30 protein-coding genes and 1 pseudogene are annotated in these 25491 nt (G+C 62.2%); 17 read left to right on the plus strand and 14 right to left on the minus strand.

The window, feature by feature from the left end; translation table 11 throughout:
* The first annotated feature begins 115 nt into the window (after positions 1 to 115).
* Entirely contained in the window at positions 116 to 787 is a 672-nt protein-coding gene (locus LUU92_RS17030; RefSeq protein WP_071491861.1) for a Bax inhibitor-1/YccA family protein, read from the plus strand.
* 62 nt (positions 788 to 849) lie between these two features.
* On the opposite strand, the gene murB is transcribed toward LUU92_RS17030, so the two are convergent.
* From murB to LUU92_RS17070, 8 genes are all read right to left on the minus strand, one after another.
* Entirely contained in the window at positions 850 to 1869 is a 1020-nt protein-coding gene (gene murB, locus LUU92_RS17035; RefSeq protein WP_257102380.1) for a UDP-N-acetylmuramate dehydrogenase, read from the minus strand.
* Positions 1866 to 2330, minus strand: coding sequence for a low molecular weight protein-tyrosine-phosphatase (locus LUU92_RS17040; protein ID WP_257102381.1), 465 nt, complete (start codon positions 2328 to 2330; stop codon positions 1866 to 1868). Before LUU92_RS17040 ends, murB begins: the two co-directional genes overlap by 4 nt.
* On the minus strand, positions 2330 to 3094 hold the full coding sequence (kdsB, locus tag LUU92_RS17045; RefSeq protein ID WP_257102382.1) for a 3-deoxy-manno-octulosonate cytidylyltransferase: 765 nt from the start codon (positions 3092 to 3094) through the stop codon (positions 2330 to 2332). The genes LUU92_RS17040 and kdsB overlap by 1 nt, the downstream gene beginning before the upstream one ends.
* A complete protein-coding gene (locus LUU92_RS17050; protein ID WP_003174668.1) occupies positions 3091 to 3276 on the minus strand; it encodes a Trm112 family protein in 186 nt (61 codons plus the stop codon). Before LUU92_RS17050 ends, kdsB begins: the two co-directional genes overlap by 4 nt.
* Before the next feature lie 24 nt (positions 3277 to 3300).
* The gene (gene lpxK, locus LUU92_RS17055; RefSeq protein ID WP_071491865.1) at positions 3301 to 4311 is read right to left on the minus strand and encodes a tetraacyldisaccharide 4'-kinase; all 1011 of its coding nucleotides are present in this window, start codon (positions 4309 to 4311) and stop codon (positions 3301 to 3303) included.
* Positions 4311 to 4739, minus strand: coding sequence for a flagellar polar localization protein PocB (gene pocB / locus LUU92_RS17060; RefSeq protein ID WP_058425436.1), 429 nt, complete (start codon positions 4737 to 4739; stop codon positions 4311 to 4313). Before pocB ends, lpxK begins: the two co-directional genes overlap by 1 nt.
* A complete protein-coding gene (gene pocA / locus LUU92_RS17065; protein ID WP_058425437.1) occupies positions 4736 to 5371 on the minus strand; it encodes a flagellar polar localization protein PocA in 636 nt (211 codons plus the stop codon). The genes pocB and pocA overlap by 4 nt, the downstream gene beginning before the upstream one ends.
* Positions 5372 to 5454: 83 nt before the next feature.
* The gene (locus tag LUU92_RS17070) at positions 5455 to 7680 is read right to left on the minus strand and encodes a DNA internalization-related competence protein ComEC/Rec2 (protein ID WP_257102383.1); all 2226 of its coding nucleotides are present in this window, start codon (positions 7678 to 7680) and stop codon (positions 5455 to 5457) included.
* Between the two features lie 135 nt (positions 7681 to 7815).
* Here LUU92_RS17070 and LUU92_RS17075 point away from each other — a divergent pair, with 135 nt between their 5' ends.
* Positions 7816 to 8331 carry a DUF2062 domain-containing protein gene (locus tag LUU92_RS17075; protein WP_071491867.1) on the plus strand — a complete coding sequence of 172 codons (516 nt, stop codon included), beginning with the start codon at positions 7816 to 7818 and terminating at the stop codon, positions 8329 to 8331.
* On the opposite strand, the gene LUU92_RS17080 is transcribed toward LUU92_RS17075, so the two are convergent.
* Both LUU92_RS17080 and LUU92_RS17085 read right to left on the minus strand, forming a co-directional pair.
* Positions 8328 to 9698, minus strand: a complete 1371-nt coding sequence (locus LUU92_RS17080) for a sensor histidine kinase (RefSeq protein WP_257102384.1) — start codon at positions 9696 to 9698, stop codon at positions 8328 to 8330. The two genes, LUU92_RS17075 and LUU92_RS17080, sit on opposite strands and share 4 nt — an antisense overlap.
* Positions 9685 to 10413 (minus strand): response regulator transcription factor, encoded by a 729-nt coding sequence (locus LUU92_RS17085; RefSeq protein ID WP_222541569.1) that lies wholly within the window; start codon positions 10411 to 10413, stop codon positions 9685 to 9687. The genes LUU92_RS17080 and LUU92_RS17085 overlap by 14 nt, the downstream gene beginning before the upstream one ends.
* A 205-nt stretch (positions 10414 to 10618) precedes the next feature.
* Between LUU92_RS17085 and LUU92_RS17090 the strand changes: the two are divergent.
* From LUU92_RS17090 to LUU92_RS17105, 4 genes and pseudogenes are all read left to right on the plus strand, one after another.
* Positions 10619 to 13372: pseudogene (locus tag LUU92_RS17090) on the plus strand (response regulator).
* Between the two features lie 154 nt (positions 13373 to 13526).
* Positions 13527 to 14516, plus strand: a complete 990-nt coding sequence (locus LUU92_RS17095; protein WP_092245123.1) for a 2-hydroxyacid dehydrogenase — start codon at positions 13527 to 13529, stop codon at positions 14514 to 14516.
* A gap of 71 nt (positions 14517 to 14587) precedes the next feature.
* Positions 14588 to 15028, plus strand: a complete 441-nt coding sequence (locus LUU92_RS17100) for a hypothetical protein (RefSeq protein WP_071493362.1) — start codon at positions 14588 to 14590, stop codon at positions 15026 to 15028.
* The gene (locus LUU92_RS17105) at positions 15025 to 15429 is read left to right on the plus strand and encodes an META domain-containing protein (protein WP_071491873.1); all 405 of its coding nucleotides are present in this window, start codon (positions 15025 to 15027) and stop codon (positions 15427 to 15429) included. The genes LUU92_RS17100 and LUU92_RS17105 overlap by 4 nt, the downstream gene beginning before the upstream one ends.
* Positions 15430 to 15507: 78 nt before the next feature.
* Here LUU92_RS17105 and LUU92_RS17110 read toward each other — a convergent pair whose 3' ends face one another.
* Positions 15508 to 15969 carry a TlpA disulfide reductase family protein gene (locus tag LUU92_RS17110; protein WP_071491874.1) on the minus strand — a complete coding sequence of 154 codons (462 nt, stop codon included), beginning with the start codon at positions 15967 to 15969 and terminating at the stop codon, positions 15508 to 15510.
* Positions 15970 to 16084: 115 nt separating this feature from the next.
* Between LUU92_RS17110 and arsC the strand changes: the two genes are divergently transcribed.
* From arsC to LUU92_RS17125, 3 genes are read left to right on the plus strand one after another with little or no spacing between them, the layout of a single operon-like run.
* Positions 16085 to 16438, plus strand: a complete 354-nt coding sequence (arsC, locus tag LUU92_RS17115; RefSeq protein WP_092245120.1) for an arsenate reductase (glutaredoxin) — start codon at positions 16085 to 16087, stop codon at positions 16436 to 16438.
* Entirely contained in the window at positions 16435 to 17049 is a 615-nt protein-coding gene (wrbA, locus tag LUU92_RS17120; protein ID WP_071491876.1) for an NAD(P)H:quinone oxidoreductase, read from the plus strand. Before arsC ends, wrbA begins: the two co-directional genes overlap by 4 nt.
* Positions 17033 to 17440, plus strand: coding sequence for a DUF2069 domain-containing protein (locus LUU92_RS17125; RefSeq protein WP_071491877.1), 408 nt, complete (start codon positions 17033 to 17035; stop codon positions 17438 to 17440). The genes wrbA and LUU92_RS17125 overlap by 17 nt, the downstream gene beginning before the upstream one ends.
* 93 nt (positions 17441 to 17533) lie before the next feature.
* On the opposite strand, the gene LUU92_RS17130 is transcribed toward LUU92_RS17125, so the two are convergent.
* Both LUU92_RS17130 and ttcA read right to left on the minus strand, forming a co-directional pair.
* On the minus strand, positions 17534 to 18205 hold the full coding sequence (locus LUU92_RS17130) for a DNA-3-methyladenine glycosylase I (RefSeq protein WP_071491878.1): 672 nt from the start codon (positions 18203 to 18205) through the stop codon (positions 17534 to 17536).
* A 67-nt stretch (positions 18206 to 18272) separates the two neighbouring features.
* Positions 18273 to 19097 carry a tRNA 2-thiocytidine(32) synthetase TtcA gene (gene ttcA / locus LUU92_RS17135; RefSeq protein WP_058425451.1) on the minus strand — a complete coding sequence of 275 codons (825 nt, stop codon included), beginning with the start codon at positions 19095 to 19097 and terminating at the stop codon, positions 18273 to 18275.
* A 270-nt stretch (positions 19098 to 19367) separates the two neighbouring features.
* On the opposite strand from ttcA, the gene LUU92_RS17140 reads away from it, so the two are divergent.
* Both LUU92_RS17140 and LUU92_RS17145 read left to right on the plus strand, forming a co-directional pair.
* Complete coding sequence (locus LUU92_RS17140) at positions 19368 to 19970, plus strand: Yip1 family protein (protein WP_058425452.1); 603 nt, start codon at positions 19368 to 19370, stop codon at positions 19968 to 19970.
* Positions 19971 to 20097: 127 nt separating this feature from the next.
* Positions 20098 to 20592 (plus strand): SprT family zinc-dependent metalloprotease, encoded by a 495-nt coding sequence (locus LUU92_RS17145; RefSeq protein ID WP_071492040.1) that lies wholly within the window; start codon positions 20098 to 20100, stop codon positions 20590 to 20592.
* A gap of 90 nt (positions 20593 to 20682) precedes the next feature.
* Here the strand turns inward: LUU92_RS17145 and LUU92_RS17150 are convergent, their stop codons facing one another.
* Positions 20683 to 21846 (minus strand): CaiB/BaiF CoA transferase family protein, encoded by a 1164-nt coding sequence (locus tag LUU92_RS17150; RefSeq protein ID WP_257102385.1) that lies wholly within the window; start codon positions 21844 to 21846, stop codon positions 20683 to 20685.
* A 157-nt stretch (positions 21847 to 22003) separates the two neighbouring features.
* Between LUU92_RS17150 and tusD the strand changes: the two genes are divergently transcribed.
* From tusD to LUU92_RS17180, 6 genes are all read left to right on the plus strand, one after another.
* Positions 22004 to 22396 carry a sulfurtransferase complex subunit TusD gene (gene tusD / locus LUU92_RS17155; protein WP_092245110.1) on the plus strand — a complete coding sequence of 131 codons (393 nt, stop codon included), beginning with the start codon at positions 22004 to 22006 and terminating at the stop codon, positions 22394 to 22396.
* A gap of 1 nt (position 22397) precedes the next feature.
* Complete coding sequence (gene tusC, locus LUU92_RS17160; RefSeq protein ID WP_071491881.1) at positions 22398 to 22748, plus strand: sulfurtransferase complex subunit TusC; 351 nt, start codon at positions 22398 to 22400, stop codon at positions 22746 to 22748.
* On the plus strand, positions 22748 to 23026 hold the full coding sequence (gene tusB, locus LUU92_RS17165) for a sulfurtransferase complex subunit TusB (protein ID WP_257102386.1): 279 nt from the start codon (positions 22748 to 22750) through the stop codon (positions 23024 to 23026). The genes tusC and tusB overlap by 1 nt, the downstream gene beginning before the upstream one ends.
* Positions 23023 to 23358: a TusE/DsrC/DsvC family sulfur relay protein gene (locus LUU92_RS17170; RefSeq protein WP_257102387.1), complete on the plus strand. Its 336-nt coding sequence runs from the start codon at positions 23023 to 23025 to the stop codon at positions 23356 to 23358. The genes tusB and LUU92_RS17170 overlap by 4 nt, the downstream gene beginning before the upstream one ends.
* Positions 23355 to 24356: a glycosyl transferase family protein gene (locus LUU92_RS17175; RefSeq protein ID WP_071491884.1), complete on the plus strand. Its 1002-nt coding sequence runs from the start codon at positions 23355 to 23357 to the stop codon at positions 24354 to 24356. The genes LUU92_RS17170 and LUU92_RS17175 overlap by 4 nt, the downstream gene beginning before the upstream one ends.
* 88 nt (positions 24357 to 24444) lie before the next feature.
* Positions 24445 to 25440 (plus strand): glutathione S-transferase family protein, encoded by a 996-nt coding sequence (locus tag LUU92_RS17180; RefSeq protein WP_222541565.1) that lies wholly within the window; start codon positions 24445 to 24447, stop codon positions 25438 to 25440.
* Positions 25441 to 25491: the final 51 nt, after the last annotated feature.

Genomic DNA, 25491 nt, shown 5'->3' on the forward strand with positions numbered 1-25491 from the left:
AGCGGGCGCCATAATACCCGAATGAAACACACTGTCAAACTCTCGCCATAGCTTGTTACAGAGCGTCTGTTATGATCTTTGCGACTGAACGTTTCAAAACTGAAGGAGTGTCGCCATGCGCGAACAGAATTACGCAGTGAATGGTAACGCGCAGGCTGAGCAGCTTGAAGTCAGCCGCGTGTTGCGCAACACCTATGGCTTGCTCGCCCTGACCCTCGCATTCAGCGGCGTGATGGCGTTCGTGGCCCAGCAGATGCGCGTTGGCTACCCGAATATCTTTGTGGTGCTGATCGGCTTCTATGGCCTGTTCTTCCTCACCAACAAACTGCGCGACTCTGCGTGGGGCCTGGTGTCGGCATTTGCCCTGACCGGCTTCATGGGCTTTATCCTCGGCCCGATCCTCAACCGTTACCTCGGCATGGCCGGCGGCGCGGAAGTGGTCAGCTCGGCGTTTGCCATGACGGCGCTCGTGTTTGGTGGTCTGTCGGCCTATGTGCTGATCACCCGCAAGGACATGAGCTTCCTGGGTGGTTTCATCACCGTTGGTTTCTTCGTGCTGCTGGCGGCAGTGGTTGCGGGCATGTTCTTCCAGATCAGCGGGCTGCAACTGGCGATCAGCGCAGGTTTCGTGCTGTTCTCCTCGGTGTGCATCCTGTTCCAGACCAGCGCGATCATCCACGGTGGCGAACGTAACTACATCATGGCGACCATCAGCCTGTATGTGTCGATCTACAACCTGTTCATCAGCCTGTTGCAGATCTTCGGCATCATGAGCCGCGATGACTGATTACTTACCTCAATAAAAATGCCCCGTATCGAAAGATGCGGGGCATTTTTGTTTTCAGAAGATCAGTACTGGTTGGGTTCCATTTCCAGATCGACCTTGAAGCGCTGCAGAATGTCTCGCTGAATGCGGCGGGCCAGGTTGGCAATGTCATGCCCCGAGGCGGCGCCATAGTTGACCAGCACCAGCGCCTGCAGTTTGTGCACGCCAGCGTCCCCCTCACGGAAGCCCTTCCAGCCGGCCTTGTCGATCAGCCAGCCGGCGGCGAGCTTCATCTGCCCGTCAGGTTGCGGGTAGGCCACCAGGTCCGGATACAGCGCCTGCAGCTCAGCCGCCAGCACCTGGGAGACCAACGGGTTCTTGAAGAAGCTGCCGGCATTGCCAAGCTCCGCCGGATCCGGCAGTTTTTCACGGCGAATGCTGCAGATGGCACGGCTGACGTCGCTCGGCGTCGCCTCGGTGATCCCCTGCGCCGCCAGGCGCTGCTGCACCGGGCCGTAGTCGAGTTTCAGGTGGCTGGCGCGGCTGAGGGCGAAGCGCACGCGCAGGATCAGCCAGCGCCCGGTCTCGTGCTTGAACAGGCTGTCACGGTAGGCAAAGTTGCACTCCTCAAGGCTGAAGTCGCGCAGTTCGCCGGTGCGGCGGTCCAGGGCGGTCAGGCCAGCGAATACATCCTTGATCTCGACACCGTAGGCACCGATGTTCTGCATGGGCGCGGCGCCGACGGTGCCGGGGATCAGGCTGAGGTTTTCCAGGCCACAGAAACCTTGGTCCAGGGTCCACAGCACGAAGGGGTGCCAGGCTTCGCCCGCCTCGGCCTCGACCACCACGTGCAGGCCGTCGTCGTGCAGCACACGAATGCCCTGGGTGGCCATGCGCAGCACCAGCGCCGGAATGTCCTGGGTCAGCAACAGGTTGCTACCGCCGCCGATCACCAGCAACGGCACATTGTGTGCGGTGGAATAGGTGAGGGCCTCACGCACATCGCTGTCGCTGTGGGCCTCGGCGAACAGCTGGGCATGCACATCAATGCCAAAACTGTTGAATGGCTTGAGCGATACCTGCGCAAGCACCTGCAAGGTCATAACCGCCCCTTCAATTCGATCACCAATAAATCACAGGCCTGTTCGATCAGGTCCAGGACCCGTTCGAAGCCTTGTTCACCTTCGTAGTACGGATCTGGCACTTCGTCCACTTCGCCATCGTAACGGCGCAGGAACAGGTCCAGCTCCGCCTTGCCCTGCCCCGGCTGCATCGCCTTGAGGTTGCGCAGGTTGCTGTGATCCATGGCCAGGATCAGGTCATAGCGCGCAAAATCGGCGCGGGAGACCTGCCGGGCACGCTGGGCCGACAGATCGTAGCCGCGGGCCAACGCCGCACGCTGGCTGCGCTGGTCCGGCGGGTTGCCGACATGCCACTCACCGGTGCCGGCGGACGCGACATCGACCTGCCCAGTCAGCCCCGCTTCGCGCAGTTTGTGGCGCAGCACGCCTTCTGCGGTGGGCGAGCGGCAGATATTGCCCAGGCAGACAAACAAAACCTCCATCAGGCCCCCAGCAGGCGACGGACGCGCTCAAGGTCTTCGGGCGTGTCGACACCAGCCGGCGGCGCTTCCAGTGCATCGCCCACGTGGATGCGCACGCCGTGCCACAGCGCCCGCAGTTGCTCCAGGGATTCGGTGTTTTCCAGCCAGCACGGGCCCCAACTGACGAAGTCATGCAGGAAACCGGCGCGGTAGGCATAAATGCCGATGTGACGGCGATACGGCACGCCTTCCGGCAGTACATCCGGTTGCTTGGCAAACGCATCGCGTGCCCACGGCAGGGTAGAACGGCTGAACGTCAGCGCCAGGCCGTTGATGTCGCTGACCACCTTGACCACATTCGGATTGAACAGGGTCTCGATGTCTTCGATCGGCTCAGCCAGGGTCGCCATGCGCGCTTCACCATGGGCGGCCAGGTTGGCGGCCACCTGGTCGATAACGCCGGGCGGGATCAACGGTTCGTCACCTTGCACGTTGACCACGATGGCGTCGGGCGCCAGGCCGAGCTTTGTGGCCACTTCAGCCAGGCGGTCGGTGCCGGAGTTGTGGTCTTCACGCGTCAGCACCGCCTCGGCGCCGAAGCCTTTGCAGGCCTCGATGATGCGTGGGTCATCGGTGGCCACCACTACGCGCTCGGCGCTGCTTTTGCAGGCCTGTTCCCATACCAGCTGGATCATCGGCTTGTTGCCGATCAGTTGCAGCGGTTTGCCCGGCAGGCGGGTCGACGCATAGCGGGAGGGAATGACAACGGTAAAGGCGGTGGTCATTTATCCAGGCGCTCATCGGTGGTCAGGGTACGGGCTTCGCTTTCCAGCATCACCGGGATGCCATCACGGATCGGGTACGCCAGGCCGGCGCCTTTGCTGATCAGCTCGGTTTTGTCGGCGCTGAGCTTGAGCGGGCCTTTGCAGATCGGGCAAGCGAGGATGTCGAGCAGTTTGGTGTCCATGAGTGTTTCCTGGAAAAAAGCGGTTTAAGGCAAAAGACGGGCAGGCAACAGACGCATCAACTGCGTGTCGAACCAGGCGACGAACGCCGGCGACGGCAGCGCATCCACCGCAAGGTACCACCAGTCGGGCTGGGCGAAGGCGCGGCACTTCACCGCGTCCTTCTCGGTCATGACCAGCGGCAATGACGGCGTAAAATTCAGGACCTCGGCACTGTAAGTCGCGTGGTCGGCAAACCCATGGGGTATCGGCTGCCAGTGTAGCGTTTCAAGGGTGTTGAAGAAACGTTGCGGGTTGCCAATGCCGGCGACCGCATGCACCTGCTGGCCCGCCGCAAAATGATCCACTGGCCGGCGCTCGCCGGTTTGCAGGTTGACCAGTGCAGTAGGCTGCAAACGAAAGGCAAAGCCGTCCTCGCGGTCGTCGGCGGCGCCGTTGTACAGCAACGCATCGACACTCTGCAAACGCTCCACCGGTTCGCGCAGCGGCCCCGCCGGCAGGCAGCGACGGTTGCCCAGGCCACGGGCGGCATCGATCAGCACCAGTTCAAGGTCGCGGGCCAGGCGGTAATGCTGCAGGCCGTCGTCGGAGAGAATCAGGTCCAGAGTGTCGCTGGCCAGCAGCGCCTTGACCGCACGGCTGCGATCAGGATCGATCATCAAAGGTACGCCGCAGCGCTGCACGATCAATAACGGTTCGTCACCCGCCACCTCGGCGCTGTGGCTGGCTTCGACCCGCCACGGCAACTGTGGTGGCTTGGCGCCATAACCGCGACTGACCACACCCACACGCAAGCCGCTGCGCCGACAGTGTTCGATCAACCACAGGATCAACGGCGTCTTGCCGGTGCCGCCCACGGTAATATTACCGACCACCACCACCGGCACCGGCGCTTGGTAAATATCACCCTCACCCGCCAGGAACCGTGCGCGCTTGCGCTGCACCACCCGGCGATACAGGGACTCCAACGGCCGCAGTAGCGAAAGTGCCGGATGGCCCTCGTACCAGGCCTTGAGCAAACGATCGGACATGGCCATCAGGGTTGGCTCGCCGCCTCGACGGTACTCATGCGCAAATGGCTGAAACCGAGCTTGCCGGCAGCGTCCATCGCGGTGATCACAGCCTGGTGCTGGGTCTTGCCATCAGCGCTGATGGACAGCGGCAACTGCGTGTCGCCGCCGGACTCTTTCTGCAAGGCTTCCATCAAGCTGGCAAGGTCGTTTTTCTCCAGCAATTGGTTATTCACCGAAAACACCCCGTCGGCGCTGATGGCGATGTCCAGTTGCTTGACTTGCTGGTCTTCGGCCGGCGAACCGCTCACGGCTTCCGGCAGGTCGACGCGCAGTTCGGTTTGCCGGGTGAAAGTCGTGGTGACGACAAAAAACAGCAGCAGGATAAACACCACGTCGATCAGCGACGCGAGGTTGATATCGACATTTTCCCGTTGCTTGCGGCGAAATTTCACGCTTTGCCCCCAACCAGGTCCACGTCGCGGTCGCCCTGCACCACTTCCACCAGCTTGATGGCCTCCTGCTCCATGCCCACCACCAGCTCATCGATGCGGCGTTGCAGGAAACGGTGGAAGAACACCGAAGGAATACCCACCATCAGGCCGGCCGCCGTAGTGATCAGCGCCTTGGAGATACCACCGGCCAGCACGGCCGCGTTGGTGGTCATGCCGGAGCCCATGAACGAACTGAAAATGTCGATCATGCCCAACACCGTGCCGAGCAAGCCGAGCAATGGCGCCATGGCGGCGATGGTGCCGAGGGCGTTGATGTAGCGCTCCAGTTCATGAATGACGCGGGCGGCGGCCTCTTCGATGCACTCCTTCATGATCTCGCGACCATGCTTGGAATTGGCCAGGCCTGCGGCAAGGATCTCACCCAACGGGGAGTTGGCGCGCAGCTCCTTGAGCTTTTCCTTGTCCAGTTGCTTGTTCTTGATCCAGCCCCAGACCTGCCCCAGCAGATGCTCGGGGGTCACACGGCTGGCGCGCAGGGTCCACAAGCGTTCGGCGACGATGCCGAGTGCGGCGATGGAGCTCATGATGATCGGCAACATCATCCAGCCGCCGGATTTGACCAATTCCCACACAGTGAATGTCCCCTCGAAAAAGTGCGCCACTTTACCATATAGGTGCGTCGGCCACAGACCCCATCCGCCGAGGCCTTGAACCCCTAGGGTAAGCGCTCGCGCCAGAACCTGCGTTGACTGCGCGCAACGACCGGTGGCGCGAATGCTCCCAGTTGCACACGCACGGCGCCCTGTTCGGCGCTGTCATACACTTGGCTGCCCAGCCGCTGGTAACGTTCCAGCACCTGCGGATGGGGATGGCCGAACGCATTGCCGCGCCCCCGCGAGATCAGCACATTACGGGGGGAGAGCCGCTCGACAAACGCCCAGGACGAAGAGCTGCGACTGCCATGGTGGGGCGCCTGCAGCCACTCGGTGGGCACCGCCAGAGGCGACGCGAGCATGGCCTGTTCGGCTTCGCGGTCGATGTCGCCGGTCAGCAACAGGCGCTCGCCATTGGCCTGCACCTGCAACACGCAGGACTTTGCGTTACCACTGATGGCGCCAGGCCACTGCCAGAGTTCGAACGTTACCCCGTCCCAGGTCCATCGCTCGCCGCTGACGCAAGGTTGCGTACCGATAAATGCCGGCAGCCCATCGGTTTCCCCGCCCACCACGCGCTTGATCGGTATGCCCTTGGCAATCGCCGACGCGCCGCCGGCATGATCCGCATCGGCGTGACTGAGCAGCATCAGATCCAATGCCCTCACCCCGAGTTTTCGCAACGACGGCAGCACCACCCGCGCGCCCAGATCAAAGGTTCCGGTGCGCGGTCCGGCGTCGTAAAGCAATGCATGGTGGCGCGTGCGCAGAATCAGCGACTGCCCCTGCCCCACGTCCAACTGCACCACCTCCATCTGCCCGTGGGGCACCAGTTCTCGCGCAGGGAACACTGCCAACAACAGCATTGACCAGCCTAATACGCGAAACGGCACGCCGTTGGGCAGCAGTAGCAACACGGCACCCAGCAGACTCACCAGCCAGTAAACCAATGGTACTTGCGCCGGGATCCACGCCGGCATGTGTCCGGCGAGCCACGCCAGCCCTCTGAACAAACCATCCAGAGCGCCGCCCGCCAGCCACAGAAGACCTTCGCCAATAAATGGCAATGGCAGCAATGCGGTCCCCGATAGCGCCAGCGGCAACACCACCAGGCTGATCCACGGCACAGCCACGAGGTTGGCCAGCGGTGCGCTCAGGCTGATGGGCAGTCCCAACACCAACAACACCGGAAACAGCCCAATGGCAATCAGCCACTGCGGTCGGGTCCATGCCTGCCACAGGCTCCACGGCCCCAACCGCCCACCAAACGCCAGAATCAACACCGCCACCGCCGCAAACGACAACCAGAACCCAGGCTGCAAACTGGCCAACGGCTCCAGCATCAGCACCCCATTGAGCGCCAGCAGCAACGGCCACCACAGCCCCAGATGCCGGAAGCGCAGCCGCCACACCAACACCAACCCGACCATCACACAAGCCCGTTGCACCGGCACGCCAAACCCTGCGAGCCAGCCGTAGCCCAACGCAGCGCTGAACGCCAGGCCACACGCCCAGGGCAACCACGGCCAGGTTCGCGGCCAGCAACCGTAGCGGGCCAACCCGGCGATCAGCCCATAGATCAAACCCGCCAGCAAACCGATGTGCTGGCCGGAAATGACCAGCAGATGCACGGTGCCCGTGTCCTGCAACACGTGCCAGTCGGCAGCGGCCAACCCTGAGCCGTCGCCCAGTACCAGGGCAACCAGGCCTGCTTCCCGGCCTTGGGCATCCACCGCCAGCAGGCGCTGACGCACGCTGTCGCGCCAGGCATTGCGGGCTGGCGCCAGGCGCTCGCCATCCTTGACCGAGCCCGTGGCGCCGATGCGTTGGGCCAACAGCCAGGCTTCCTGATCAAACCCGTGGAAATTCAGCAACCCGGTCGGACGCTTGAGGGTAACCGCCAGGCGCCAACGTTCACCGCTGCGCACCGGCGGCCCGCCACGCCAGGACACGCGGATGCGTTTGGGTAAGCGGGCATTGCGCGACCGGCTATCGGCCAGTTCGAAGCGCACACCTTCGCCCGTCTGTCGCGGCAACCCGATCACCCGGCCCTCCAGCCAGCGCGTCTGGCCATCCAGGGCAGGCATCAGACGATCATCCAGCGCCCACTGTGCGCTGAGGCATGCCCAACTCAGCCCCAGCAGGAAAAACGCCAGTGGGTAGGTACGAAACGGCAACAACATCAACGCCAGCACCGGCCAGGCAACCAGCCAGCCCATAGGCGGCAACGCCGGCAAAAAACGCAGGGCCAGCAACCCCAGCGCAAACGCGCACATCCCTGTCTTCATGAATCATCCTTTTCAAGTGATCCACTCAGTCTTAGCCGGATGCCCAGGGCGGCCTATGATGTTTTGTCACAAAGTCTGAATTTTCTGTTTATAGAATGCGGGCATACTTGCCCCTCGAACTGACCTGGATCCCTTATGCCCCGGCGCTTATTCAAACGGTACATGCCCGATCCCACGAGTATCAGGGAACATAAGTCATTACAGTTTCTCGGCACGTTGCTGCATGACCCGAACCTCTGGCACCTGAACCGACACTCGGTCGCACGCGCAATGGCCGTGGGTTTGTTCGCCGCGTTTATCCCAATCCCCTTGCAGATGCTGTTAGCCGCGGTCCTGGCGATCACCGTGCGCGGCAACATGCCCATCGCCGTCAGCCTGGTGTGGCTGACCAACCCGATCACCATGCCGGTGGTCTTTATCTGCACCTACATGACCGGCGCCTGGCTGATGAACGTGCCACCGCGCAGCCTGCCCGACGATCTGACCTGGGAGTGGATCAGTGGCCAACTGAGCACCTTGTGGCAGCCGTTTCTGCTGGGTTCAGTGGTGTTGGGGCTGGTGCTGGGCGCCCTCGCCTATTGCCTGACCATGGGCTACTGGCGCTGGTGGGTGGCCCACCAGTGGAAAAAGCGCAAACAGCGTCGCGCTTAGCAGGCCCGCAAGCGCAGGTGCACGCGCAGGCCTTGCCCGGTATTTTCCGCCCACAGGCTGCCGTCCTGGCGCTGCACGGCGTTGCGGGCGATGCTCAGGCCCAGCCCGAAGCCGCCATCGCCGGGGCGTGAACCGTCCAGGCGAGTAAAAGGCGCGAAGATCCGTTCCAGATCCCCTTCATCGATCCCGCCGCCCTGATCCTCCAGCCAGACATGCCAACAATCACCTTCGCGACGCCCGTCCAGGCTGACCACACCGCCCGACGGTGAGTGGCGAATAGCGTTGCGCAAGATGTTTTCCAAAGCCTGGGCCAACGCATTCAGGTTGCCTCGCACCCAGCAGTCCCCCCCCAGCAGGCATGGCAGCCGCGACGCTGGCCAGTCGCTCTCATAGCAAGCGTTTTCGCGCAACATGTCCCACAGCGCTTGAAGCTGGATAGCTTCCTGGGGCAGCGGCGCCCGTTCGGTGTCGAGCCAGGCCAGTTGCAGGCTGTCTTCAACCAGACGTTGCATCGCGTCGATTTCACGGCCAAGCCGCTCGCGCAGCTGCGTCAGGTCTTGCTCACTGTCACAGGCCACTCGCAGTCGACTCAGCGGGGTGCGCAGCTCATGGGACATGTCTCGCAGCAACTGTTGCTGCAACACCACGGTGCCCTGCAAACGCTCGGACATATGGTCGAACGCTCGCCCCAGTTCGCCCAACTCGTCCTGGCGACTGGTCGCGTCGTGGGACAACCGCGTATTCAACTGATCGGCGCGCCAGGCATTGGCCTGCTCGCGCAGTTGATTGAGGGGCATGATCAGCAGCCGATACAGGCCGATGCACAGCAACAGGGTAAACAGTCCGGGAATCACCCCGTTGGTCACCACTCGCCAGAACAGTTGGTAGCGCCCCGGCATAAAGCGCTGGGGTAACTCGATCACCAGCGACCCCGCATGGGGGTCGGTCGGAAACGGGATCTTCAGCCATGGCAGGCCTTTGACATGCCGGCTCACCGGCCAATCCAACCCACGCAGAAAGGTCAGTCGCTGGCTTTCGTTGTCGCTCAGCGGGATGCTGCTCAACGATTGCAGGTCATTGCCGATCACGCCTATCCAGGTACTTTCACGCTTGCCCATCGCCTGCAGCCAAGCGTCGACGCCGGCACTGCCATCGCGACTCCACGCCTGCTCAGCCGCGACCGCATAACCACTCAAGGTGCCTCGCGCCTCATCGGACAGGTAGGCGTTCTTCTGTTCCATGTAGCGGCCCCAGGACCAACTGAGCCAGATCATCAGCAAGCAAAAGGCGATCAGCAGGCAGGCCAGCTTCCAGAATAACGAGTGCCGGCCCGGCAGCCGTTTCAAGGGGCGTTCAAAGCCCGTCATCGTGACCGCTCAGCACATAGCCCTTGCCCCACACCGTGCGCACTTCGCGCTCGGTGTAGTTGATCGCCTTGAGCTTGCGGCGGATCTGGCTGATATGCATGTCGAGGCTGCGGTCATGGGGCGCATAACCGCGTTGCAGCACATGCTGGTACAGGAAAGGTTTGCTGAGGACTTCTTCGCTGTTGCGATGCAGGGTTTCCAGCAGGCGGTATTCGCTGCGGGTCAAGCCGGCCCAGTGGTCAAGATGGAAGACATCACACCGTTCATCATCGAAACGCAGGGTGCGGGCATCGTCGTGCACCGGCGCAGAGATCGGCAGCGGACGGCGGTCGAGGGCCACCCGGCGCAGGATGGCTTCGATGCGTACGCGCAGCTCGATCATGCTGAACGGCTTGGGCAGATAGTCATCGGCCCCCAGGCGAAAACCACTGATGCGATCGGCTTCGGCGCCCAGTGCAGACATCAGGATCACCGGGATCGAATGGCTCTGGCGCAGATGAGTGAGGATCGACAGGCCGTCCATCCCCGGCAACAGGATATCCATCAGCACCACGTCAAAGGCCTGCTCGCGCGCCATCTGCAGGCCCTGCTGGCCATTCTGGCACCAGGTCACGTGGAAACCACAGCGGCCCAGGTGCTCATGGACATAAGCGCCCAGAACAGGGTCATCTTCAATAGTCAGGATACTGGGTAGGCCAATTGCTGCGGGATTCATTAGTATCTGCAAGTCATTCTCAATGGCTGATTATTCAAGATTACCCCGCCACAGGCAATCGCCACCGGGCGCCGAATGGCGCGAAGATTGCCATATGTCATTAATTTGCAAGATTCCGCGCTGCGCAAATGGCTACACTGCGCAGGTGGCGCGGGCCGGATGCCCGTGTGAATCATCGATATCAATGTGGTAGCAGGAGAGTGGCGTGCTGACAAGAATGGGGATAAAAGGCCGCGTACTGTTGCTGACCTTATTACCGACCAGCCTGATGGCTTCGTTGCTGGGCGGCTATTTCACCTGGATGCAGTTGTCGGAACTGCAGACCCAGTTGCTGCAACGTGGCGAAATGATCGCCGAGCAGTTGGCACCACTGGTGGCGCCCGCCTTGAGTGCACGCAACACCGACCTGCTGGAGCGCATCGCCACCCAGTCCCTGGAGCAGCCGGACGTGCGCACCGTGTCGTTCCTCAGCCCGGACCGTGCGACCCTCGCCCACGCCGGCCCGACCATGCTCAACCAGGCCCCCATCGGCAACAGCTCACACCTGTTGCAACGCACCGGCAATGACGCCACGCGCTACCTGCTGCCGGTGTTTGGCCGCCATCGCAACCTCGCCGGCGACCTGATCCCGGATGAAGCCGACCGCCTGCTGGGCTGGGTCGAGGTGGAACTGTCCCACAATGGCATGTTGCTGCGTGGCTACCGCAGCCTGTTCGCCAGCCTGCTGCTGATCGCCATCGGCCTGATCTGCACCGCGGCACTGGCCCTGCGTATCAGCCGCACCATCAACGCGCCGATTGGCCAGATCAAGCAAGCCGTGGCCCAGCTCAAGGACGGCAACCTGGAAACCCGCCTGCCGCCCCTGGGCAGCCAGGAACTGGACCAACTCGCCTCTGGCATCAACCGCATGGCCGAGACCCTGCAGAACGCCCAGGAAGAACTGCAACACAGCATCGACCAGGCCACCGAAGACGTACGCCAGAACCTGGAAACCATCGAGATCCAGAACATCGAGCTGGACCTGGCGCGCAAGGAGGCGCTGGAGGCCAGTCGCATCAAGTCGGAGTTCCTGGCCAACATGAGCCATGAGATCCGCACGCCGCTCAACGGCATCCTGGGGTTTACCCACTTGCTGCAAAAGAGCGAGCTGACCCCGCGTCAACTCGACTACCTGGGCACCATCGAAAAATCCGCCGACAACCTGCTGGGGATCATCAACGAGATCCTCGACTTCTCGAAAATCGAAGCCGGCAAGCTGGTCCTCGACAGCATTCCGTTCAACCTGCGGGACTTGCTGCAAGACACCCTGACCATCCTCGCCCCCGCCGCCCATGCCAAACAGCTCGAACTGGTCAGCCTGGTCTACCGCGACACGCCGCTGGCATTGGTCGGCGACCCGCTGCGCCTCAAGCAGATCCTCACCAACCTGATCAGCAACGCGATCAAGTTCACCCGCGAAGGCACCATCGTGGCGCGAGCGATGATCGAGGACGAGCAGGAAGACAGCGTGCAATTGCGCATCAGCGTGCAGGACACCGGCATCGGCCTGTCCAACCAGGACGTGCGTGCCCTGTTCCAGGCCTTCAGCCAGGCTGACAACTCACTCTCGCGCCAACCCGGCGGTACGGGCTTGGGCCTGGTGATTTCCAAGCGCCTGATCGAACAGATGGGCGGCGAAATCGGCGTCGACAGCACACCGGGCGAAGGCTCGGAGTTCTGGATCAGCCTCAACCTGCCCAAGACCCGCGACGACGTGGAGGACCTGCCGTCGGCGCCCCTGCTGGGCCATCGTGTTGCCTTGCTGGAAAACCACGAACTGGCACGCCAGGCGCTGCAGCACCAATTGGAAGACTGCGGCCTGGAAGTCACGCCGTTCACCAGCCTGGAAAGCCTGACCAACGGCATTACCAGTGCCCACCAGACCGAGCAAGCCATTGACCTTGCCGTCCTTGGTGTTACTGCCAACGACATCCCGCCCGAGCGCCTCAACCAGCACCTGTGAGACCTCGAACACCTGGGCTGCAAAGTGCTGGTGCTGTGCCCCACCACCGAACAGATGCTGTTCAATCAGTCGGTGCCCAACCCCAACAGTCAATTGCAGGCCAAGCCGGCCTGTACACGCAAATTGCGGCGTGCCTTGTCCGACCTGATCAGCCCGCGCCCCACGCGCAGCGAACCCGGCGAACCCTTGTCCAGTAGGGCACCGCGTGTACTGTGTGTGGATGACAACCCGGCGAACCTGTTGCTGGTCCAGACCCTGCTGGAAGACATGGGCGCCCGGGTACGCGCCGTGGAAAGCGGTTATGCGGCCATCGACGCGGTGAAGCAGGACACCTTCGACCTGGTGCTGATGGATGTGCAAATGCCGGGCATGGACGGCCGCCAAAGCACCGAGGCGATCCGCCAGTGGGAAAGCGAACGCAGCGGCACGCCATTGCCGGTAGTCGCCCTCACCGCCCACGCCATGGCCAATGAAAAACGCGCCTTGCTGCAAAGCGGCATGGACGATTACCTGACCAAACCCATCAGCGAACGCCAACTGGCCCAGGTGGTGTTGAAATGGACCGGCCTGGCCCTGCGCAATCAGGGGCCGGAGCGCGCGACAGACAACCTCGGCCCTGGCGTGCAATTTCCGGTGCTCGATCACGAGGAAGGCCTGCGCCTGGCGGCCGGCAAGTCTGATTTGGCAGCAGACATGCTCGCCATGTTGCTTGCCTCCCTGGAAGCCGACCGACTCGCCATCACCATTGCCCGTGACGCCAACGACAACAACGCCCTGATTGAACGGGTGCATCGTCTGCACGGCGCCACCCGTTACTGTGGCGTACCGCAACTGCGCGCCGCCTGCCACCGTGCCGAAACCCTGCTCAAGCAGGATGACGCCAAGGCCATGCATGCGCTGGACGAACTCGACATGGCGATTGCACGGCTGGCCAGTGAGGCGCGGGTCAGCGCCTGAAGAGACTTTGACGCCGATCAGCTGTGGGAGGGGGCTTGCCCCCGATAGCGTCGTATCAGTCGAAGCATCTGTAGCTGACACACCCTAATCGGGGGCAAGCCCCCTCCCACAGTTGTCCAGCGTTTCCAACTGATTAATTGCGGGGAGCCTTTTGATGCGCGTGATTCTTTTCAGCAGCCAAACCTACGACCGCGACAGCTTTCTCGGCGAACCGTTGCCCGTAGGCCTGGAGCTGCAATTCCAGCCCGCCCGGCTCAACCTCGACACCGTGGCCCTGGCCGAACATCACGAAGTAGTCTGCGCCTTTATCAACGATGACCTCAGCGCCCCGGTGCTGGAGCAGTTGGCCAAGGGCGGCACGCGGTTGATCGCCCTGCGCTCGGCGGGCTACAACCATGTGGACCTGGCCGCCGCCAAGCGCCTGGGCCTGACCATCGTGCGCGTACCGGCCTACTCGCCCCATGCGGTGGCCGAACACGCCGTCGCGCTGATCCTCGCCCTCAACCGCCGCCTGCCCCGCGCCTGCAACCGTACCCGCGACGGCGATTTCAGCCTGCATGGCCTCACCGGTTTCGACCTGGTGGGCAAGACCGTCGGCGTGGTCGGCACCGGACAGATCGGCGCCACCTTCGCCAACATCATGGCCGGCTTCGGCTGCCGGTTGCTGGCCTACGACCCCTTCCCCAACCCGCAGGTCCAGGCCCTGGGCGCGCAGTACGTGAGCCTGCCCGAACTGCTGGCCCAGGCGCAGATCATCAGCCTGCACTGCCCGCTCACCGCCGACAGCAAACACCTGATCAACGCCCGGTCCCTGGCGCAGATGCAACCGGGTGCGATGCTGATCAACACCGGTCGCGGTGGGCTGGTCGACACCCCGGCGCTGATCAAGGCGCTCAAGGACGGCCAGCTCGGCTACCTCGGTCTGGATGTCTATGAGGAAGAAGCGCAGTTGTTTTTCGAGGACCGCTCTGATCTGCCCTTGCAGGACGACGTGCTCGCACGCCTGCTGACCTTCCCTAACGTGATCATCACTGCCCACCAGGCGTTTCTGACCCGCGAGGCCCTGGCCGCCATCGCCGGCACGACTTTGGCCAACATTGCCGCCTGGGCCGATGGCCGGGCACAGAACCTCGTCGAAGGATGATCAGCGGTTACATACCAGGCTCATGATGAGCCAGCACCCGTGATAGGATGCCGCGCCTATTTGGAGGATCCATGGCCGAACACGATTTCCGCTTCAGTTTGCTGAGCCCGCAACACACCCTGATCGAATGCCGCGCCCTGGTGCCGGGCCGTTACCAGGTCACCGGCAACGGTGGCTCGATCAAGCATGGCGACGTTCTGATCGTCTCCCTGCGCGGCAGTAAAACCCTGTCGATGCGCCTCACCGTCGAAGGTGACGCGCGCTACTCCATCCGCCCGGCGGGCCAGTGGGTCGCCATGGCCCAGGGGCCGAAGTTCGGGGAGTTGGAGATTCACACCTGGAAGGTCAACTGCGACAGCTGCGACGCCGTGTTGGACTTCGAGTTTGCGGTGGAAACCAAGCTGACCAAAGAACCGCTGCAACCGGCCGCCAATGCGCGGATCGCCGAGTTGGGCTGGGCCAGCGAGGGCGACAAGCACCGCTGCCCGAAATGCCAGAAGGCTGCGCAATGAGAGGCCTGTTTCTGCTCGCCGCCCTCGGGGCGGGCCTGACCGGCTGTGCCGGCGACGCGGTCAAGCTCAAACAGGATCACAGCTACGTGGTGGAATGGATTGGCGAGCGGCCGCTGATGGATTACGCGCACCTGACCGTCACCCTCGGCGCCGATGGTCGCGCCTATGGCAACGGCGGCTGCAACCATTGGTTCGCGCCCTACACCGTCGACGGTGAGAAGCTCAGCTTCGGCCAGATCGGCAGCACCCGCAAACTCTGCGCCGAAGCGTTGATGGAACAGGAACACCGCTTCTTCCAGGCCCTGCAAGGCGTGCAGCGCTGGGATATCTCGCCGATCGAGCAGACCCGGTTCTGGCCGGCCGAGGGCAAACCGATCCGCCTGTGGCTTGAGGAAGGCTGATTTTCCCAATCCATGGATTGATGGAAGCTAAATGTGGGAGGGGGCAAGCCCCCTCCCACATTTGATTCCGGGTAGCCCCTAGCCGCGCAAGGCCTTGAGCCTGGCCAGCACGCCTTCCGCCGTCTGCTCGCCCATCAACGTCTCGCGCACCTTGCCCTTGTCATCGATGATGTAGGTCACCGGCAACGCTTCGCTGCGTGGAATATCGAAAATCTCTTCCGGGTTCTGCGCCAGTACCGTGAACTTGATGCCCAGCTTGTCGCTGGCGGCTTTCAGCTCTTCGCCCTGGACATTGTCGAAGTTGACCCCGAACACGCCCACGTTCTGCGCCTTCAACTGTTCGGCCAAGGCATTGAGCTCGGGGATTTCCGTGCGGCACGGACCACACCATTCGGCCCAGTAATTGACCACCAGCCACTGCTTGTCCAAGCGTTCGGACGCCACCTTCTTGCCAAATTGGTCAACGCCGTAATCGTTACCGCAGCCGCTGAGCAGCAGGGTTGTGATGATCGCCAATGCACCGATCAGTCGCCTTGTCATGGGGTAATCCTTCGCAAAAATGAACGTTGGCTGCGGCCTATCGCCTCTTACGGTTTAAGGACAGGTCGCTGCACGGGTAGAATACCCGCCACCTTACGCAAGATGCGACCCGCACATGACCGATCTGACGCTTTATCACAACCCGCGCTGCTCGAAATCCCGCGGTGCGCTGGAGCTGCTGGAGGCCCGTGGCCTCACCCCCACCGTCGTACGCTACCTGGAAACCCCGCTGGACGCCGCGCAACTCAAGGCGCTGCTCGGCAAGCTGGGTATCAGCGCGCGCCAACTGCTGCGCACCGGCGAAGATGAATACAAAACCCTGAACCTGGCCGACGCCAGCCTCAGCGAAGCCCAGTTGATCGCCGCCATTGCCGATCACCCGAAATTGATGGAACGCCCGATCCTGGAAACCGCCGACAAAGCCGTCATCGGCCGGCCGCCGGAAAACGTACTGGAGATCCTGCCGTGACGTCGCCGTATGTGCTGGTGCTGTATTACAGCCGCAATGGCTCGGTGAGCGAAATGGCCCGGCAGATTGCCCGGGGTATCGAGCAAGGCGGGATGGAGGCACGCTTGCGCACCGTGCCGGCGATCTCAACCGAGTGCGAAGCCGTGGCACCGAGCATTCCGGAGGAAGGCGCGCTGTATGCCAGCCTCGACGACCTGAAACACTGCTCCGGCCTGGCCCTGGGCAGCCCGACCCGCTTCGGCAACATGGCCGCGCCGCTCAAGTACTTCATCGACGGTACCAGCAACCTGTGGCTCACCGGCGCCCTCGTCGGCAAGCCGGCCGGGGTGTTTACCTCCACGGCCAGCCTGCACGGCGGCCAGGAAACCACGCTGATGTCGATGCTGCTACCGTTGCTGCACCACGGCATGCTGATCACCGGCCTGCCCTACAGCGAACAGGCCTTGCTCGATACCCAGGGCGGCGGCACGCCCTATGGTGCCAGCCATCACGCCGGGCCGGACGGCAAGCGCATGCTCGACCAGCATGAGATCGCCCTGTGCCGCGCCCTGGGGCTACGCCTGGCGAACACCGCCACCCTGCTGGAGGGCGGTCGTGGCCAGGAAGCCTAAGGTCCTGCCACCCCAGGCGTGGTTGGAGCCACGGGTCAGAATTGCTCGCGCGCTGAGCCTGCTGGCGTTTTTTGGCCTGGTGGGGTTGCTGTGCGTGTACTACCTGTTCGTTGCTGATCTGCACGGCGCACGGCCGTGGGTGATCCTGCTGATCGAACTGGTGCCCTTGCTGGTGCTGGCGCCAGGCATGCTGCTGGGCAGCGCGCGCGGGCACTCATGGATGTGCTTTGTGGTGAACCTGTATTTCATCAAGGGCGCGCTGGCGGCGTATGACCCGAACCGGCAGTGGTTCGGGGTGCTGGAGATGCTGGCGAGCCTGGCGGTGTTTTGCACGGCACTGTTGTATGTGCGCTGGCGGCATCAGTTGAACCGGCGGTTGGCAGCGGCCTGAAATACGTCATCGGGGGCAAACCCCCTCCCACACTGTTACCGCGCCGCCTATCCAATGTGGGAGGGGGCTTGCCCCGATGGCATCACCCCGGCCTCAATGGTTGACGGTGTACGCCAACATCATCGACAACTGGCACATCGGCCGTCCACTCTCGGCGTGCCACTGGTTGAACGCGCCCTGCACCGTCGCCAGGTCGCGCAGGCTGGTCGGCGCCTTGTCGACGATCTTCTGCGCGTTCAACGCCGCCACCACGTCATAACTCGGCACAAAGGTATCCTTGCCGACCATGCGTAAAAAGCGCGGCGCGGACAACCCGCCGAGCTGGTGGCCGTGTTTGCTCAGGTACTTCCACAGGCCGACAATGTCGGTCACCGGCCAATCGGCGATAAACGCGCCGAAGCTGCCCTTCTCCTGCTCGATATCCAGGATCATCTGCGCATTGCGCGGCACGCTCTTGAGCTTGCCCAGGTGGCGGATGATGCTGGTGTCCTGCATCAGCCGCTCCAGGTGCTCGGCGCCCATCAGTACGACTTTTTCCGGGTCGAAGCCGAAAAACACCTTTTCGAACGCCGGCCACTTGGCGTCCACCACGCTGTGCTTCAAGCCTGCACGAAACACGCGCAACGCCAGGGTCGACAGGTAGCGATCATCACTGATCTTGCGTAATTGCGCCGCAGTTTTGGGCACAGGCAGGTGGGCTTCCAGCTCGGCCGCCGAACCGAAGCGGTTTAGACAATATTCGTGCAGCCACTTGTAATCGCGCATGCCCTCTCCTGGCAATTGAATGGAAAACGGCGCCCGCGAGCGCCGTGTGTCAGAGCCTTGAATGGGCTCAGAGGTTCACAACATTGACGAAGCGCGACGCGGCGGTCTCATCGATTTTCAGGCTGGTGAAGTCGAACAGGTTGCGGTCGGCCAACTGTGAGGGAATCACGTTCTGCAGGCTGCGGAAGATGCTTTCGGTGCGGCCCGGGGTCTTGCGCTCCCAGTCCAGCAGCATTTCCTTGACCACCTGGCGCTGCAGGTTCTCCTGGGAGCCACACAGGTTGCACGGGATGATCGGGAATTGCTTGAAGTCGGAGTAAGCCTGGATGTCTTTCTCGTTGCAATACGCCAGCGGGCGGATCACCACGTTGCGCCCGTCATCGGCACGCAGCTTGGGCGGCATGGCCTTGAGCGAGCCATTGAAGAACATATTCAGGAAGAAGGTCTCGACGATATCGTCGCGATGGTGCCCCAGGGCCATCTTGGTCGCGCCAATCTCATCGGCGAAGGTGTACAGCGTGCCACGGCGCAGGCGCGAACACAGGGAGCAGGTGGTCTTGCCTTCCGGAATCAGTTCCTTGACCACCGAGTAGGTGTCTTTCTCGACGATGTGGTACTCGATGCCCAGTTCCTTGAGGTAGGCCGGCAGCACATGCTCAGGGAAGCCCGGTTGTTTCTGGTCCATGTTGACGGCCACGATCTCGAACTTGATCGGCGCGACCTTTTGCAGGTGCAACAGCACGTCGAGCATGGTGTAGCTGTCTTTGCCGCCGGAGAGGCAGACCATGACCTTGTCGCCGTCCTCGATCATATTGAAATCGGCGACCGCTTCACCGGCCAGGCGACGCAGGCGTTTTTGCAGTTTGTTCTGGTTGACCGTAAGAGTGCCCATGGCGCTTGGATCCGCTGGAGGTGTGTGACGAAAAGCCCAGCATTTTACCGGTAAGAATCACCGAGTTCCAATGTGGGAGGGGGCTGCATTCCAATCTGCGATTAACCCCAACGTTTACAGCGCAATTCGCTCTAAAGGCCCTAAAGTTATTCCGGTCATCCCTTCCTATACTGCGACAAGAGGTCGCACAGCTATCCAGGACCTTTGAGGCCATTTGGCCCGTGGGCGCTCCGATGGGGGGCGATGGCAATAACGACAGGAGTGACTGGCATGATCCATCACGTCGTGGGGCTTTTTACCCATCCCGACCAGGAATGGCGGGAAATCCGTGGCGATAAAGAAGAAAGCATCGGCCACATGTACCTCACTCACACCCTGATTCTCGCGGCGATTCCCGCCGTTTCCGCGTTTATCGGTACCACCCAGGTCGGCTGGGTCATCGGCAACCGCGCGCCGGTGATGCTGACCCAGGAAAGCGCACTGTGGATGACCATCATGTCCTACGCCGCGATGCTCGCCGGCGTGGCGGTGATGGGTGCATTCATTCACTGGATGGCGCGTACCTATGACGCCAACCCGAGCATGGCCCGCTGCGTGGCGTTTGCCACCTACACCGCCACGCCACTGTTCATCGGCGGGCTGGCGGCGCTCTATCCACATATGTGGCTGGGCATGGTGGTAGGCACGGCGGCCATCTGCTACACGGTGTACCTGCTTTATGTAGGTGTGCCGACCTTTATGAACATTGATCCGGATGAAGGCTTCCTGTTTTCCAGTTCCATACTGGCCGTGGGGCTGGTGGTGCTGGTGGCGATCATGGCCTTTACCGTGATTGTCTGGGGCTTGGGCGTAGGCCCGATCTATACCAACTGAGCAGATGAACCGTGGGCAAAGCCACCGCAAGGTGGCTTTGTGCATCATGCATGACCATTCGGCGCCTGACAGATTCGGAAACACCCGGCTTTGCGGCATACTGGGCGTCTCTGGAGATATGTACAGCATGCCCGAGCAACTCAATACCCGCGTCGAAGATTGTTTCCTGCTAGCCGAATCCTTTTTCAAACGAAGCTTCAAACGTCCCCAGGTCAGCCTCAAGCTGCGGGGCCAGAAGGCCGGTGTCGCGCATTTGCACGAGAACCTGCTGCGCTTCAACCCACAGTTGTACCGAGAAAACAGCCAACATTTCCTCAAGCAGACCGTAGCCCATGAAGTGGCGCACCTGATTGCCCACCAATTGTTTGGTGAACGCATCCAGCCCCATGGTGAGGAATGGCAATTGATCATGCGCGGGGTCTACGAACTGCCGCCGGACCGTTGCCACACCTATGCCGTGAAGCGCCGCCAGGTGACCCGCTATATCTACAAGTGCCCGTGCGCGGACAGTGACTTTCCGTTCTCGCCCCAGCGCCATGGCATGGTGGCTCAGGGCCGAAGGTATTTGTGCAGGCGGTGCCGGCAGACGCTGGTGTTTACCGGTGAAACCCGAGTGGAATGAGGGCCTCATCGGGGCAAGCCCCCTCCCACCTGTTGACCGCGCCGCCTATCGAGTGTGGGAGGGAGCTTGCTCCCGATGGCGTCGATCCAGTCACCCTACTACCTTGGTCCGCCGCAGATCCTGTATGCGCTGAACACTGAACCCCAACTCCGCCAGCACCTCATCACTGTGCGCCCCCACAGCAGCGCCTATATGCCTGGGCGCTGGCAACCCCTCCGAGAACTTCAACGGGCAGGCAATCTGCGCCTGGCTCGAGCCATCCCCCCTGGGCACCTGACTGACCAGCGCCCGAGCCCTTAACTGCGGATGTTGCACCGCTTCACTCAGGCTCAACACCGGCTCCACACACGCATCCACCCCGGCAAACAACTCACACAACTCATCAAAGCTTCGTTTCTCGAATTCAACCTGCAGCGCCTGCTTGAGTGTGGGCGACAGGCCCAGCGCCGCCAACTCCGGCCGTCCCAGCGCGTCACAGAGTTGCTGCATAAACCCAGGCTCCAGACTGCCGACCGACATCCAACGCCCATCCCGCGAGCGGTAATAATCGTAAAAACTGCCACCGTTCAGCACATGGCTTTCGCGTTCAGGCTCGACATCGCACGCCAGGAAGCCCGCACCCGCCATGGCGTTCAGGCTGAACGAGCAGTCGGTCATGCTCACATCCAGGTACTGGCCTACCCCGCTCTGCTGCCGGGCGATGACCGCCGCGAGCAGCCCCACTACCGCATGCAGCGACCCGCCGCCCACATCCGCCAGTTGTACGCCCAGTGGCAACGGGCCGCTGTCCCGGCGCCCGGTGTAGCTGGCCACCCCGGCCAGCGCCAGGTAATTGATGTCGTGCCCGGCGCGGTCCCTGTACGGGCCAGTCTGGCCATAACCGGTGATCGATACATATATCAGCCGGGGGTTGATCGCCTTCAATGCCTCATACCCCAACCCCAGTCGCTCCATCACCCCAGGGCGGAATTGTTCAAGCAGGATGTCGTATTCCTTGACCAGCGCCCGTAAGATCTCCAGCGCCTCGGCCTGCTTGAGGTCCAGCGCCAGGCTGCGCTTGTTGCGGTTGAGGTAGGCGTGGCTGGCCGACGTGCCCTGGTCGTGGGGTGGCAGTACGCGCAACAGGTCCATGCGCGTGGGTGACTCGATACGCAGCACCTCGGCGCCCATGTCTGCCAGCATCAGCGACGCAAACGGGCCAGGCAGCAAGGTGGAAAAATCCAGCACTTTGAGGGACGCCAAGGGACCTGACATGGGCACTCCATTTCGGTTTTGAATGCCCACAGACTAGGCAGCCTTGCGCCGGTCGGCAATCGCCGGAACGGTCACCGACAGTGACCGTTTTGATCACGGCGGGCTTTTTCGCGGCGGCGGCTTTATCATTGGCCCACGTTTGCTTGCAGAGTGTTCCATGAAGTTTGCGATTGCAGTGTTTTGTGCCGCCCACGCGCCCTCCTCGCGCCGCGCCCTGCTGTTTGCCCGGGCGGCACTGGCCGGCGGGCATGAGATTGTGCGGCTGTTTTTCTACCAGGACGGCGTGTACAGCGCGTCCAATTCGGTTGTTGTGCCCCAGGATGAGCAGGACATCGCTCGCCAATGGCGTGAGTTTGTCAGCGCGCACCAACTCGACAGCGTGGTGTGCATCGCCGCCGCCTTGCGTCGTGGCGTGCTCAACGAGGAGGAAGCCACCCGTTATCAACGCAGTGCGGTCAACCTCGATGCGCCGTGGGAGCTGTCGGGCCTGGGGCAATTGCACGACGCCGCCCAGGCCGCCGATCGCCTGATCTGTTTTGGAGGGCCGTGACATGTCCAAATCCCTATTGGTGATCAGCCGCCAGGCACCTTGGTCTGGCCCGGGCGCACGCGAAGCACTGGACATCGTGCTGGCTGGCGGTGCCTTCGATCTGCCCATCGGCCTGCTGTTCCTCGACGACGGCGTGTTCCAACTGGCACCACATCAGGACGCCAAGGCCGTGCAGCAGAAGGACCTCGGCGCCAACCTGCAGGCGCTGGGCCTGTTCGGTATCGACGAGGTATTCGCCTGCCACCATAGCCTGGCCGAACGCGGCCTCACGACACCCGCCAGCGCACAGCCGCTGGACAGCGCTGCGATCTCCCAGTTGATTGACCGTTACGACCAGGTGATAACCCTCTGATGTCGACTCTACATGTGGTTTCCCACTCCCCGTTTACCGATAGCCGCCTGGACAGCTGCCTGCGTATCTGTGGCGTTAATGACGCCATCCTGCTCTGCGGCGACGGCGCCTATGGGCTGCACAACGCGGCGCTGCAAACCAAAGGCGTGAAGGTGTTTGTGCTGGCCGAAGACATGCAGGCGCGCAACCTGCCCTTGCCGGACTGGGCCGACAGCGTCGATTACCCGGGTTTCGTGCAGTTGTCGCTCGACTACGACAAGGTCAACGGCTGGCTATGAACACCCTGACCGTAGGCACACGCACCCTGGAACTGGACAAGGACGGCTACCTGGTCGACCTGAACGCCTGGTCCGAGGAAGTCGCCAGCGCCCTGGCCGCCGCCGAAACCCTGGCGTTGACCGCGGACCATTGGGAAATCCTCACGCTCTTGCGCCAGTTCTACAGCGAATTCCAGCTGTCCCCGGCCACGCGCCCGCTGATCAAGTACACCGCCTTGAAGCTGGGCCCGGAAAAAGGCAACAGCCTGCACCTCAACAAACTGTTCAACGGCACTCCCGCCAAACTCGCCGCCAAGCTGGCGGGCCTGCCCAGGCCGACGAATTGCTTATGACCGACTTTGCCCCGCTGACTCTTCAAACCCCTGCCGAGCACCCGTTTGCACCATTCGTGCGCATCCTGGGCAAAGGCAAGCGCGGTGCGCGCAACCTCACCCGTGAGGAGGCCCGCGAAGCCATGGGCATGCTGCTCGACGAAAAAGTCGAGGACACCCAGCTCGGCGCCTTCCTGATGCTGCTGCGCCACAAGGAAGAAAGCCCGGAAGAACTGGCCGGTTTCACCGAAGCCGTGCGCGAACGCCTGGATGCCCCGGCACTGAACGTGGATGTCGACTGGCCGACCTACGCCGGCAAGAAACGCCACCTGCCGTGGTACCTGCTGGCGGCCAAGTGCCTGGCGCAAAACGGCGTGCGCATCCTCATGCACGGCGGCGGCGCCCACACGGCGGGACGGCTGTACACCGAGCAATTGCTGGAGGGTTTGCAGATTCCCTTGTGCCGCAACTGGCAGCAGGTCGAGGCTGCCTATGCAAAAGGCAACCTGGCCTTTATCCCGCTGGGTGACTGGGCGCCGCAATTGCAACGCATGATCGACCTGCGCAATACCCTGGGCTTGCGCTCGCCCATCCATTCCCTGGCGCGCCTGCTCAATCCGCTGAATGCGCGATTGGGGCTGCAAAGCATTTTCCATCCCGGTTACCAAGGCGTGCACCGCGATGCCAGCGGCCTGCTCGGCGACAATGTGATTGTGGTCAAGGGCGATGGCGGCGAGGTCGAGATCAACCCCGACACCCTCAGCCATCTGTACGGCACCACCGGCGGCGAAAGCTGGGACGAAGAATGGCCCGCCCTCTCCGCCCAACGCCACGTCAAGCCGGCCACCCTCGACCCCGAACACTTGAAAGCCGTGTGGCGCGGCGACATTGAGGACAGCTACCCGCAATTGGCACTGATCGCCACCATGGCCCTGGCCCTGCGTGGCCTGGGTCACCCACGGGAGCAGGCCTTTGAACTGGCCCGGCAATACTGGATCGCACGGGACAAATCGATTTAATCGATGATTAACCCCCGGTCTTTGCGCTTTTAGTTCGAACTCATCCCTTTAGACTGGGTTCCAACGCTTATTAGCCAAGGAGCCAGTCATGGGTTTGCTGATCGAAGGGCACTGGAAAGACCAGTGGTACGAAAGTAGCGCGGACGGTGCGTTCCAGCGCGAACAGGCGCAACGCCGCCACTGGGTCACCGCCGACGGCGCGCCAGGCCCGAGTGGCGAAGGCGGCTTCACAGCCGAGGCCGGCCGCTACCACCTCTATGTCTCCCTGGCCTGCCCTTGGGCTCACCGCACGCTGATCCTGCGCAAGCTCAAGGGCCTGGAAAGCCTGATCGACGTGTCCGTGGTCAGTTGGTTGATGCTGGAAAATGGCTGGACCTTCGACAAGGCCCATGGCTCGACCGGCGACAAACTCGACGACTTAGCCTTCATGCACCAACGTTATACCGCCGACACCGCCGATTACACCGGGCGCGTCACCGTGCCGGTGCTGTGGGACAAAAAGCTGCAGCGCATCGTGAGCAATGAGTCGGCGGAGATCATCCGCATGTTCAACAGCGCCTTCAATGAATTGACCGGCAACACCCTGGATTTCTACCCCGAGCCGTTGCGCGCAACCATCGACGCCTTGAACGAGCGCATTTACCCGGCGGTGAACAACGGCGTGTACCGCGCAGGCTTCGCCACCTCACAGCAGGCGTATGAACGTGCGTTTGATGATGTATTTGCCGAGCTGGATCATCTGGAACAGCACTTGGGCGACCATCGTTACCTGGCCGGCGATTACCTGACGGAGGCGGATGTACGGCTCTTCACCACGCTGATTCGCTTTGATGCGGTGTATTACAGCCACTTCAAATGCAATTTGCGCAGGATTGCGGATTACCCGAGCCTGTCGAATTGGTTGAGGGAGATGTATCAGTGGCCGGGGGTGGCCGAGACGGTCGATTTCGAACACATCAAGGGGCATTACTATGCCAGCCATCGCACGATCAACCCGACGGGGATTGTGCCGAAGGGGCCGTCGCAGGGGTTTGATGAACCGCACGATCGGAAGCAATTGATTGGCAAAGGCGTGTGGAACTGATCCGACGTATTGGCTGGCTTTTAGGGCCTCATCGGGGGCAAGCCCCCTCCC

The sequence above is a fragment of the Pseudomonas extremorientalis genome, assembly GCF_024584605.1.
Taxonomy (GTDB): domain Bacteria; phylum Pseudomonadota; class Gammaproteobacteria; order Pseudomonadales; family Pseudomonadaceae; genus Aquipseudomonas; species Aquipseudomonas extremorientalis.